General features: G+C 33.3%; 11 protein-coding genes. 10 read left to right on the top strand and 1 reads right to left on the bottom strand.

Annotation, left to right across the window (positions count from 1 at the left end; translation table 11 throughout):
- From Q0891_RS05860 to Q0891_RS05905, 10 genes are all read left to right on the top strand, one after another.
- Positions 1-3,177: SdrD B-like domain-containing protein (locus tag Q0891_RS05860; protein WP_299099691.1), on the top strand; the 3,177-nt coding region annotated here is incomplete at its 5' end.
- 224 nt (positions 3,178-3,401) lie between these two features.
- Positions 3,402-4,940 (top strand): YifB family Mg chelatase-like AAA ATPase, encoded by a 1,539-nt coding sequence (locus Q0891_RS05865; RefSeq protein ID WP_299099694.1) that lies wholly within the window; start codon positions 3,402-3,404, stop codon positions 4,938-4,940.
- A 97-nt stretch (positions 4,941-5,037) separates the two neighbouring features.
- Entirely contained in the window at positions 5,038-6,153 is a 1,116-nt protein-coding gene (locus Q0891_RS05870; protein WP_299099696.1) for a DUF2891 domain-containing protein, read from the top strand.
- Positions 6,150-7,376 carry an Nramp family divalent metal transporter gene (locus Q0891_RS05875; protein ID WP_299099698.1) on the top strand — a complete coding sequence of 409 codons (1,227 nt, stop codon included), beginning with the start codon at positions 6,150-6,152 and terminating at the stop codon, positions 7,374-7,376. The genes Q0891_RS05870 and Q0891_RS05875 overlap by 4 nt, the downstream gene beginning before the upstream one ends.
- A gap of 1 nt (position 7,377) precedes the next feature.
- Complete coding sequence (gene pxpA, locus Q0891_RS05880) at positions 7,378-8,118, top strand: 5-oxoprolinase subunit PxpA (protein ID WP_299099700.1); 741 nt, start codon at positions 7,378-7,380, stop codon at positions 8,116-8,118.
- A gap of 6 nt (positions 8,119-8,124) precedes the next feature.
- On the top strand, positions 8,125-8,856 hold the full coding sequence (gene pxpB, locus Q0891_RS05885; protein ID WP_299099702.1) for a 5-oxoprolinase subunit PxpB: 732 nt from the start codon (positions 8,125-8,127) through the stop codon (positions 8,854-8,856).
- Positions 8,849-9,697, top strand: a complete 849-nt coding sequence (locus Q0891_RS05890; RefSeq protein ID WP_299099704.1) for a biotin-dependent carboxyltransferase family protein — start codon at positions 8,849-8,851, stop codon at positions 9,695-9,697. The genes pxpB and Q0891_RS05890 overlap by 8 nt, the downstream gene beginning before the upstream one ends.
- 89 nt (positions 9,698-9,786) lie before the next feature.
- Positions 9,787-10,188 (top strand): hypothetical protein, encoded by a 402-nt coding sequence (locus tag Q0891_RS05895; protein ID WP_299099706.1) that lies wholly within the window; start codon positions 9,787-9,789, stop codon positions 10,186-10,188.
- Between the two features lie 6 nt (positions 10,189-10,194).
- On the top strand, positions 10,195-10,899 hold the full coding sequence (locus tag Q0891_RS05900) for a hypothetical protein (RefSeq protein WP_299099708.1): 705 nt from the start codon (positions 10,195-10,197) through the stop codon (positions 10,897-10,899).
- A gap of 35 nt (positions 10,900-10,934) precedes the next feature.
- Complete coding sequence (locus Q0891_RS05905) at positions 10,935-11,681, top strand: ATP-binding protein (protein ID WP_299099710.1); 747 nt, start codon at positions 10,935-10,937, stop codon at positions 11,679-11,681.
- Here Q0891_RS05905 and Q0891_RS05910 read toward each other — a convergent pair.
- Entirely contained in the window at positions 11,678-12,388 is a 711-nt protein-coding gene (locus tag Q0891_RS05910; RefSeq protein WP_299099712.1) for an RluA family pseudouridine synthase, read from the bottom strand. The two genes, Q0891_RS05905 and Q0891_RS05910, sit on opposite strands and share 4 nt — an antisense overlap.
- Between the last annotated feature and the right edge of the window lie 36 nt (positions 12,389-12,424).

The following is a 12,424-nucleotide window of genomic DNA, read 5'->3' on the forward strand; positions in this document are numbered from 1 at the left end:
GAGAATGGTGTGACTTACACAGCATCAGACAGTCCAGTAGTATTAGATTTATCAGATGATAATGGATGTGCTTACACGGCGACATTAGTAATCAATGAAAGCAATGCGACTTCAGATATTTATGAAGAAGTATCAGTATGTGCAGGTTCGGATTATACATGGTCACAAAATGGCGAAACGTATACAGCAGCAGATAGTCCAGTAGTATTAACTATTGATGATAATAATGGTTGTTCGTACACTGCAACATTAACGATTACTGAATATGAAGCACCAGAAAATACAGTAACTGAAGTTACGGTATGTGAAGGTTCGGATTACACATGGTCTGAGAATGGTGTGACTTACGCAGCAGCAGATAGTCCAATAGTATTAGATTTATCTAATGATAATGGATGTGCTTACACGTCAACATTAATTATAAATGAAGGTGGTAATACAGCTTCAGATGTTTACGAACAGGTTACTGTTTGTTATGGTGGTGATTATACTTGGGCTTTAAGTGGAGCTACGTACACAGCAGCTGATAGTCCAGTAGTATTAGAATTAACAACTGATAGCGGATGTCCTTATACTGCAACTTTAACAATTATTGAAAATGAGCCTGTGTGTGATAGTGTAACTGAAGTTTCAATTTGTGATGGAGCTACATATACTTGGGATCAAGATGGTGAATCTTATACAGTAGCCGATAGTCCTGTAGTGTTACATTTAACAGATCTAAATGGTTACGATTATACTGCGGTACTAATAATTTACAGTAATGATGTTGCAGAAGATGTTGTTGATGAAGTTGTGGTTTGTGCTGGTGGAGAATATACTTGGGGTCAAAATGGAGAAACATATACAGCGGCAGATAGTCCTGTAGTGTTGACCATCGATGATAACGGTGGATGTTCGTACACGGCAACATTAATGGTTACAGAATATGAAGCGCAAGAAAATGCTGTAACAGAGGTTACTGTATGTGCTGGTGCGGATTATACTTGGTCAGAGAGTGGTCTTACCTACACAGCAGTAGATAGTCCTGTGGTATTAGATTTAACTGATGCAAATGGATGTGCATTTACTTCAACATTGATTATAAATGAAAGTAATGCAACTTCAGATATTTATCAAGAAGTATCAGTATGTGCAGGTTCAGATTATACTTGGGATCAAAATGGAGAAACATATTCAGTGGCAGATAGTCCTGTTGTGTTAACTATTGATGATAATAGTGGATGTTCTTATACTTCAACTCTAGTAATTACTGAGTATAACACAACTGACGATGTGGTAACTGAAGTTATAGTTTGTGAAGGAACTGATTACTTATGGTCTGAAAATGACGAATTGTATTCAGCAGCCGACAGTCCTGTAGTGTTAGAATTGACAGATGTTAATGGTTGTTCTTATACATCAACTTTAATTATTACCGAGCATGTGCCTGTAAACACTATAGTAACTGAGGTTACTGTTTGTAGTGGAGAAGAGTATGTTTGGTCGCAAGACAATGTTGCATATACTGCAGCAGATAGTCCAGTGGTTTTAAATTTAACAAATGTGAATGGGTGTGCATATACGGCAACATTGACAATTACTGAATTTGTGCCAACGGAAGATATAGTTACTGAGGTTACTATTTGTGAAGATGAAACATATATATGGTCATATAATGATGAGGCATATACAACAGCAGATAGTCCTGTAGTTATAGAATTAATGGATAATAATGGTTGTACTTATACGACATCATTAATTATCAATGAGGAAAGTAATGTTGTTATTGGTGATTATGTTTGGTTAGATGAGAACGAAAATGGTATTCAAGATGATGGTGTTGATTCTGGAATCAATGGTGTTACTGCGACTTTGTATAGTTGTAATGAAAATGCGGAAGTAGATTCTACGGTAACTGCTAATAATCCAGCAGATGGTCAGCCAGGTTATTATATGTTCGAAGTTTGTGCTAACAGTGGTGAATACTATATAGTATTTAGTAATACACCAGACGGTTATGAATTTAGCATGAGTAACAGTGGAAGTGAATCTTCAGATTCTAATGCCAATTCTGATGGAGTTACAACATGTTTTGATGTAACAACTGCAGATGTAACAAGTATCGATGCAGGTTTATTTAATTCATGTCATTTAGAAGTAGATGCAGGTGCAGACGCAGAAGTGTGTGCTAATGAAACTGTAACGCTTTCAGCAAGTTTCAGTGATGTAGATAGTTTATGTCATGGTGGATGTGATTATCCTATTCTTAATCAAGATAGATGTGATGGTCCTTCTGGTGATTTTGAAGTTTGGGTGGTGTCTTCACCTGTAACGGGATCATTTCAGTTTAACGCGTCACAACAATCTTTTGAAACTTTTGATAATGGAACTGCTAAATACACAGCAACTGTATCAAATGGTGTAGATGTATTATTAATAGATTTTACATATAGTGGTTATACAACTGCAACACCTCAGGGAAGTCCAAAATTAAACGACTGTCAAACGTATGATACGTCAGGATATGAGTATTATACACAGTTGACAGGTTTTATTAAATCTCAAAACCATGGTGTTTTTACTGTAACTCCAATGGGTGAAGCATTCCAAATCGGAATGGGAGCAGATGTTAAGAGACTTGGTTTTGGAGCTTCAGGATGGTATACATTATCAGGAGGTGATGGCACATATACTAATGGAGATCTTAATTTAGCGCTTGGTGCATGTCAGCCTAAAGCAGTAGATTACCAATGGACTACACAAGATGGTAGTATTGTAGGAAGCTCTACTCTAGAAACGATTACTGTAGATCAAGCAGGTACTTATACTGTTCAAGCTGTAAACTGTGTAGGTTGTGTAGCAACAGATTCAGTTGTAGTAACGGAATCTAGTGTTTGTAATGGTTCTGATAGTTCTGATCATTCATTAAGAGTTTATCCAGTGCCAGCATCTAGTAATACTAGTGTTACTATTGATGTTGATATCGATGGCTTAGATGGTGATTCAAATTTATCTAATATCGAGGTTAGTGTTTATGATGCAAGAGGAAGACTTGTGCATCAGCCAAAAACATACCAAGTTATAGCTGGTAGAAATTTAATTGAATACGAACTTGGAAATATTGATCTAGGTACTTATTTGATGAAAGTTACTGGTGAAGGATGGTTAGATACAAGCAGACTCATTATTAAGTAAGCTTTTAATAAATTGAAAAGAAAAAGGAATCGTAATTAATTTTACGGTTCTTTTTTTTTTGCTTTAATATTTCCGGCTTGTCATAGGTTATAATCGTCATTCTGTAATTAGGATTGATTATCAGAAGACTAATAAATAATTAAATTCGATATAAAATGTAGCTAATTTGAAATTTGAATTTTTTTATAAATGATTTATCTCTATTTTTAAGCAAACAACAATTCATGCTTAGAAAAGTTTTTGCCAGTGCCGTTTTTGGTGTTGAAGCCTCAACTATTACTGTAGAAGTTAATGTAGATAAAGGTGTAGGGTATCATTTAGTGGGACTACCAGATAATGCTATTAAGGAAAGCAACTATAGAATAGCGGCTGCATTACAGAACAATGGTTATCGAATTCCAGGAAAAAAGATTACAATTAACATGGCTCCTGCTGATTTAAGAAAAGAAGGCTCGGCATACGATTTAACTTTGGCTATTGGGATTTTGGCAGCATCAGACCAAATAAAAGCAGAAAATTTAGATGAATATCTCATAATGGGTGAGTTATCTTTAGATGGAAGTTTGCAACCTTTTAAAGGGGCTTTGCCAATTGCTGTTAAGGCGCGAGAAGAAGGTTTTAAAAAAATTATTTTGCCTATTCAGAATGCAAAAGAAGCGGCTATTGTTGATGACTTAAAGGTCTTTGGTGTTGACAATATTATGCAGGTGATTAATCATTTTGATAATGACGAGCCTTTAGAGCAAACGATTATAAATACGAGAGAAGAGTTTTATAAAAATTTAGATTTTCCTGAATTTGATTTTGCAGATGTAAAAGGGCAAGAGTCTATAAAGCGTTGTATGGAAATTGCGGCCGCAGGAGGGCATAATATTATACTTATTGGACCTCCAGGTTCTGGTAAAACGATGTTAGCAAAACGTTTACCAAGTATATTGCCGCCAATGACTTTACATGAAGCTTTAGAAACTACAAAAATACATTCTGTTGTAGGTCGTGTTAAGGCTCATACAGGTCTAATGGCGCAACGACCATTTAGAAGTCCACATCATACAATATCAAATGTCGCACTAGTTGGTGGTGGAAGTTATCCGCAACCAGGAGAAATATCATTATCTCACAATGGTGTTTTGTTTTTAGATGAATTACCTGAGTTTAAGCGCGAAGTTCTAGAAGTTATGCGTCAGCCATTAGAAGATAGAGAAGTTACTATTTCTAGAGCAAAATTTACGGTTACTTATCCATCATCATTTATGTTAGTGGCAAGTATGAACCCGAGTCCAAGTGGTTATTTTAATGATCCAGATGCGCCAATAACATCGTCTCCAGCAGAAATGCAAAGGTATATGGGGAAAATTTCAGGACCTTTATTAGATCGAATAGATATTCACATTGAAGTCACTCCTGTGCCATTTGAAAAATTAGCAGATGAAAGAAGTGGCGAGTCTTCAGTAGACATAAGGAAACGCGTTACCAAAGCTAGAGAAAAGCAAACCATACGATTTAATGAGCTAGAAAACATTCATTATAATGCTCAAATGAATACCAAACAGATTAGAGAATACTGCAAGCTTGAAGACGCATCAATGCAATTACTGAAATCGGCTATGGAGCGTTTAAACTTGTCTGCTAGAGCTTACGACAGAATTCTGAAAGTTTCAAGAACTATTGCGGATTTAGAAGGTTCACAAGACGTTTTGGGAGCTCATATAAGTGAAGCTATACAGTATCGTAGTTTAGATCGTGATGGTTGGCTCGGTTGATTGTCACTTATGAAAAATCAATAATTATATAGACTAACACCTTAAAGTTAAGTTGTAAAAACAATAATTTAGAAACTTAAAAATTCCATTTATAAAGATGAAAAAATTTTACATATTATCATTAATCTTATTAGTGTTTGGTTGTGGCAATAATGAAAATAAGCAACCAGCAAAACAAGATGTGATTGTTGATGTTGAGGTTGTGGAGATTCCTGCTTTAGACTTAGCTCAAGCTAATAATTTAGCGCAATTACCTTTAAATTGTATTAATACCGAATATCCAAACAAATTGAATCAAGTTATAGGTAGTGCTGACGATTTAAAATCTCCTAGCGAATTGCATCCTGCATTTTATGGCTGTTTCGATTGGCATTCAGCTGTTCATGGACATTGGAGTTTGGTAAGTTTATTAAAGCAATTTCCCGATTTAGAAAACAGAAAGGAAATAGAGCAAAAATTACTTCATAATATTTCAAAAGAAAAGATAGAGAATGAGATATTGTATTTTGAAGGTAAACATTCTAAATCTTTTGAACGAACTTATGGTTGGGCTTGGTTGTTAAAGTTGGCTGAAGAACTACATACTTGGGATGCTGAAGTCGCAAGAGAATTAGAGTCAAACCTTCAGCCGTTAACGGATTTAATTGTTGATAAGTACGTTGAATTTCTGCCAAAATTAAATTATGCTATTCGTGTAGGTGAACATACAAATACGGCTTTTGGGATGAGTTTTGCATACGATTATGCATCAACACTAGATAATGAGGAATTAGCAGAGATTATTGAGAATCGCGCAAAACATTTTTATTATGACGATCAAGATTGTCCATTAGAATGGGAGCCAAGTGGTTTCGATTTTTTATCACCTTGTTTAGAAGAAGCGGCATTAATGAAACGTGTTTTAGAGATAGAAGAATTTAAAGTATGGGTAAATGATTTTTTGCCAGAGCTTAGTGATGCTAATTTTGATTGGTCTGTTGGAGAAGTGTCAGATAGAACAGATGGAAAGTTGGTGCATTTAGATGGTGTTAATTTTTCAAGAGCTTGGAGTCTAAATTATGTTGCGAAGGATTTACCAGAATTTAATCATTTACAAAACATAGCTAATAAGCATATCAATCAGTCATTGCCTAGTATTGTTGGTGATAGTTATGAAGGTGGTCATTGGTTAGGTAGTTTCGCGATTTACGCACTCAATTCTGTTGAGAAATGATAAAAAGCTTTTTTAGAAATATTGGTCCAGGCCCTTTGGTTGCCGCTGCTTTTATTGGCCCAGGAACTGTGACAGTTTGCACTTTAGCTGGTGTAAATTTTGGTTTCGCTTTATTATGGGCTATGGTTTTATCCATTTTTGCTACTATAATTTTGCAAGAAATGGCTGCTAGATTAGGTATTGTATCGCAAAAGGGATTATCTGAAATTATTAGAGAAGAAATAAAGCATCCTGTGGTTAAGGTTTTGGCAATTGTGTTAATTTTAAGTGCGATTGTAGTGGGTAATGCAGCTTACGAAGCAGGTAATATTAGTGGTGGCGCTTTAGGTATGGAGACCATAGTTGGTCATATAGTTTGGGAGCTAGGAAACATAAAGCTCAATGTATTAAGTTTAGTTATTGGTGCAATAGCTTTTGTGTTACTTTATATCGGGAATTATAAATTGTTAGAAAAGGTGTTTGTGATTTTAGTAATCCTAATGAGTTTTGCTTTTATAACAACAGCGATAATTACAAAACCTAATGTTATTGAAATCCTTAGAAGTATAGTCATCTTTGAGTCTCCAGAAGGAAGTGTTTTAACGATAATTTCATTAATAGGTACAACAGTGGTGCCTTATAATCTCTTTTTACATGCTTCGTTGGCTAAAACTAAATGGACGGATAAAAGCGATATTAAAATAGCAAAAAAAGATACGCTTGTAGCTGTTGTTTTGGGTGGTTTGGTTTCAATGTGTATTATCATTGCAGCTTCTACTATACAGAAAACTTCGATTACTAATGCTGCAGATTTGGCTTTGGGCTTAGAACCTTTGTTTGGTAATTTTGCAAAATATTTCTTAGCCATTGGTTTATTTGCTGCAGGTATTACAAGTGCAATTACAGCGCCTTTAGCTGCGTCTTACGTAGCAAGTGGTTGTTTGGGTTGGGATGTAGATTTAAAGTCTAAAAAATTTAAAGCAGTTTGGATGTTTATAGTATTCTTAGGTGTTGCTTTTTCCTCTAGTGGATTTAAATCTATTGAGATTATACAATTCGCTCAAATTGCAAACGGTATACTTCTTCCTGTTATCGCTGGCTTTTTACTATGGATAATGAATAAATCTTCTGTTTTAGGAGCTTATAAAAATTCTAATCTTCAGAATTTCTTTGGCTTAGTTATTTTAGTAATAACCATATTATTGGGTTTAAAAGGGATTTTAAGCGTATTCGAAATGATTTAATATGAAGCAATTTAGCATAGATATAAATGCAGATGTAGGTGAAGGTGTTGGTAATGAAGCCTTATTAATGCCTCTTGTTTCTTCTTGTAATATAGCTTGTGGTGGACATACTGGTGACTTGGAGTCTATGGCTGAGGTTGTGAAATTGGCTAAGGTTAATGGTGTAAAAATAGGAGCGCATCCCTCATTTCCTGATAAAATGAATTTTGGAAGAACAGTTATGAAGCTTTCAAAAGATGAATTATTTAAAAGTTTAAAATCTCAAATAAGCAGTTTGCTTTCTATTGTTAATTCTAATGGTGTAAAACTACATCATATTAAACCTCATGGTGCCTTGTATAATTTGGCAGCGAAAGATGAGGATGTGTCAAATGTTATTATCAAAGTAATTAAGAGCCTAGATTGTTCAGTTCAATTATACGCGCCTTATAATTCTGTATTGGCCATTTTGGCAAAACAAGAAAATATTAATGTTGTGTTTGAAGCTTTTGCAGATAGAAATTATAATGATGATTTGTCATTGGTTTCTCGTTTGAAATCAGGAGCTATTTTACATGATAAAAAGGCTGTTTTAAACCATGTTTTGAATATAATAACAGAACAAAAAATAAGATCAATTAGCGGTGTAGACGTTGCAATAATTGCAGACACCATATGTGTGCATGGAGACACACAAAATGCACTTGAAATTTTAAGTTATTTAAATTTAAATTTGGGTAAAAATAAGATTCAAATTTTATAAATAAAAATGAGATATCAGTTACGATTTTCGCAATATAATGAACGTTCTATTTTGGTGGAATGGCCATCTGAAATTAGTAATGATATACTGCAAGACGTCTTGGTTTTTAAGAAAATTATTGAAAACAATTATAATAAACAAATTATTGAAGTAATATCTGCATATAATTCAATATTAATTGTTTATGTGTTAACTATAGATAATGTCAATAGCACTTTTGTTGAATTAAAAGCGTTAAGTGAAGTAGAACATAACTCAAAATTAGAAACTTCAAAAACATTTAAAATTCCAGTTTGTTATGATGCCGAATTTGCTGTTGATTTGCAATCTTTTTCAAACGCAAAAGGACTATCAAAACACGAAATTATTAAGCGACATACTCAAGAGTTTTATTCGGTGTTTTTCGTCGGATTTTTACCTGGATTTTTATACTTAGGAGGACTAGATTCTAGCTTGCATTTAGATCGAAAAAATACACCAAATCTAAACATCAAAAAAGGGTCAGTTGCAATAGGTGGAAAACAGACTGGGATTTACCCTCAAGACAGTCCTGGTGGATGGCATATTATTGGAAATTCTCCCGTAGAATTATTCAGCCCAAAACGTAATCCTCCTTGTTTTATAAAAGCAGGAGATCGTGTTAAGTTTTATTCAGTTTCAGTAACTGAGTATTATAGAATTAAATCTGATATGATGAGTTCTTCTTTCAATGTTGAAACCTTTTTAAATCATGGTTAAGATACTAAAGGCAGGTTTTTATTCTACTATACAAGACAATGGACGTTTTGGGTATAGTAGTTTTGGGGTGCCAGTTTCAGGAGCTATGGATCAAAAAGCTTATAATTTTGCCAATACTATTTTAGGTAACGACAAAAACTCTGCCGTAATTGAAATGACGATGGTTGGAGCTGAAATACAGTTTATGGTCCCGACCTTAGTTGCCATTACAGGTGCAAACATGACTCCAAAACTTAATGGCATTCCTATAGATATGAATACTTCGATTGTTGTAAGAGTAAACGATGTTTTATCATGTGGCATTGCTAAAAATGGTTTTAGAACTTATATTGCGGTAAAAGGTGGATTTCTTACAGATTTAGTATTGGGCAGTAGAAGTATGCTCAAAGTTGTCACAGAACCTTTTAAACTTAATAATGGAGACAGTATAGCAATTACAGAATCATCTAAATTACAAAATATTAAAAACGCTAAGATTAGATTTAACGATGGATATCTTAAAACAAATTGTATAAAAGTAACAAAAGGACCAGAGTTTTATAAATTAACTCATCAGCAGCAAGAATCGCTTTTAAGTCAAAGTTTTGAGGTTTCAAAATATAATAACCGAATGGCTTATCAACTTTTGCCTTTATTTAATAATAATTTGGAATCAATATTAACAGCACCAGTGTTACCAGGAACGGTTCAGTTAACTCCATCTGGACAACTTATTGTATTAATGAGAGATTGCCAAACTACAGGTGGTTATCCAAGAGTTTTGCAGTTAACTGATCACGCTGTAAATATTTTAAGTCAGAAAATGTCTGGAACTCAAATTTCAATACATTTAAAAATCTAATGCATTTTTAAAATAAATAAATTTCTTTAGCATTTTAATTAAAATGTTTAATTTAACAGATATAACCTTAACAGATTAAATAATATATTATGAACAACATCAACGGCTTAATCACTCCAACAGAGGCTAAAGAATTAAATGACGCGTATACTTCTCGTCATACCTTAATCACAAATCAAATCACTAAAGTAGGAGATAATAGATCATCCTGGTATTCTTTAGAAAAAATTAAAGCATATTTAGAATATGCGGAAAAACAAGCTAAAGATTTAGGCTTTGAAATGAATGGCATCCGCATTTATTGTGGCGCACATGAACCAGAAGAAGGAAGCGACATCGATGCAGAGGGTTTAACTACTTTATTTTTAATACCTACAACTGCCGCAGACGAAGGTAAAGGAGGAGGCGATTCTAATCCTGATATTCCTGGTGCACATGGATTGAACAATGGTAGCCATGGCCAGCCGCCAACTGCTAATTATCCACAATAACGATATATGGACGAATTCATCAATGAATACTATAACCTGATAACACGAGGAGTAGAATTCTTAGCTGCATTTACAGGTATATTAGTTTTTAAAAAATATAAACACACACCGACAAAAACAATAATTTACTTTTTAATTTATGCATTTTGGGTTGATTTTATTGGGTCTTATCCGTCCTTTTTATATAAGAATGATCTTTTTTATTTGATTGAAGGGACGTTAATTCAGAGAAATTATTGGTGGTTTACAATTTTTTGGTGGATTGGTCTATCAGTTTTTGTTTCTTATATAAATTATCAGATAATTGAAAATAATCGGCTAAAAAAAATTATTAAATATAGCTTTTACCTTTATATAGTACAGATATTATTATCTATAGCTTTTAGATTTGAATACTTATTTACACCAAATGAGCAATTTATAAAAATAGCTAGTTTTTGGATGGTTAGCCTGTCTATAATTGTCTATTATTTTGAGTTGTTAGGTTCGGATAGAATAATTCAATTTTATAAATCAGTCTATTTTTATTTTAATTCGGCTTTGTTTTGTTGGATACTTATAATGATACCGATGGATTTTTTTGAGAAATATTTTGTTCCTGAAGATGTAGCCTATATTATGTTGAAATATAAAATATATTTATCATTGAATATTTTTCTTTACCTAACCTTTACAACAGCATTAATATTTTGCAAGCCACAGACCAGATAATAAGTACAGCCGCAGAACGCCAACTAATAATATATATGATTATAGTACTGATTATTATATCAGTACTTATCATATTATTTTTTATTGTCTATCAAAAAAGAAAAAATCAACTTCTTTTAAGTAATATAGAACAACAACAAAAATTTGATGAAGAACTCATTAAAACTCAACAAGAAATTCAAGAAGAAACATTGAAGCATGTTGGGCAGGAGTTACATGATAATATTGGGCAAATGCTTGTATTGGCTACAATGCATATTAATGCTGCTTCTAAAGTGGTAAAGGACGAAGTGAAACCAAAAATTAATAATGCTTCTGATGCATTAAAAAACACTTTAGAAGAAGTTAGAGCACTTTCTAAGTCTTTAAATAGTGATGTTATTAATAATCGTGGTTTCGAAGCAACGGTAAAGAATGAAGTAGAAAGGTTAGGTAAGTTTGGATTTATTGATTCTAAAATGTCAATAATAGGAGAGAAGGTAAACTTTGAAAACAATAAAGATGAAATCATCTTATTCCGAATCTTGCAAGAATTTTTCTCTAATACACTAAAATATGCAGAAGCAGAACATTTGCGTGTAAGCTTAGACTACCAAAAGGAATTTTTAATAATTTCTGCACAAGATGATGGATCTGGTTTTAACTTAGAAACAGCAGAAAAAAGTTCTGGATTAATTAATATGGAAAAACGTGCGGAGTTACTTAATGCAGATTTTCAATTAGAATCTAACATTGGTAAAGGAACAATTTTAAGAATAACGTATCCATATAAAACAGCTTAGTTATTACATGCGTTCCAGACTGCTTCATTTGGCAGAGGTGCTGTAAATTTTAAATCTTCTTTCTTTACAGGATGAACGAAACGCAATGTTCTTGCGTGCAAACTAATACTAGCATCTTTATTACTTCTATTAAAACCATATTTTAGATCGCCCTTTATTGGGCAACCAATAGAGGATAACTGAACTCTAATTTGATGATGTCTTCCCGTTTCTAAATCTATTTCTAGAAGGTAGAAATTATCTAATGTTTGTATTATTTTATAATGAAGAATAGCCTTTTTACTCCCTTCAACTTCTTTGATATAGGCTGTAGATTTATTGTTTTTAGGATTCTTTTTTAGCCAATGTATCAAAGTGCCACTTGTTTTAGGTGGTTCGTTTTTTACTAAAGCCCAATACGTTTTTTTTGCTGTTTTCTCTGCAAATAGTTTATTTAATCTAGGTAAAGCTTTACTTGTTTTAGAAAATAATACAATTCCAGTAGTTGGCCTGTCCAAACGATGAACCACACCCAAATATACATTTCCTTCTTTGTTGTATTTGTCTTTTAGATAAGACTTAACAACTTCACTTAATGGTTTGTCACCTGTTTTATCGCCTTGCACAATATCTCCAGCACGTTTATTCACAACGATGATATGGTTGTCTTCATGCAAAACTTGAAGATTATTTTTATTAGATGAAATTTTTTCTGAACGATGAGCCACTAATACACTACTAATTAATTTCGCTTACTGCTTACT

The sequence above is a fragment of the uncultured Winogradskyella sp. genome, from assembly GCF_947498005.1.
In the GTDB taxonomy this organism is placed as follows: Bacteria; Bacteroidota; Bacteroidia; order Flavobacteriales; family Flavobacteriaceae; genus Winogradskyella.

Bases quoted from the DNA above. Each gene is read 5' to 3' on its own strand.
- Q0891_RS05900 (WP_299099708.1), top strand. From the start codon at position 10,195: ATGGACGAATTCATCAATGAATACTATAACCTGATAACACGAGGAGTA.
- Q0891_RS05870 (WP_299099696.1), top strand. From the start codon at position 5,038: ATGAAAAAATTTTACATATTATCATTAATCTTATTAGTGTTTGGTTGT.
- pxpA (WP_299099700.1), top strand. From the start codon at position 7,378: ATGAAGCAATTTAGCATAGATATAAATGCAGATGTAGGTGAAGGTGTT.
- pxpB (WP_299099702.1), top strand. From the start codon at position 8,125: ATGAGATATCAGTTACGATTTTCGCAATATAATGAACGTTCTATTTTG.
- Q0891_RS05865 (WP_299099694.1), top strand. From the start codon at position 3,402: ATGCTTAGAAAAGTTTTTGCCAGTGCCGTTTTTGGTGTTGAAGCCTCA.
- Q0891_RS05875 (WP_299099698.1), top strand. From the start codon at position 6,150: ATGATAAAAAGCTTTTTTAGAAATATTGGTCCAGGCCCTTTGGTTGCC.
- Q0891_RS05905 (WP_299099710.1), top strand. From the start codon at position 10,935: ATGATTATAGTACTGATTATTATATCAGTACTTATCATATTATTTTTT.
- Q0891_RS05895 (WP_299099706.1), top strand. From the start codon at position 9,787: ATGAACAACATCAACGGCTTAATCACTCCAACAGAGGCTAAAGAATTA.
- Q0891_RS05890 (WP_299099704.1), top strand. From the start codon at position 8,849: ATGGTTAAGATACTAAAGGCAGGTTTTTATTCTACTATACAAGACAAT.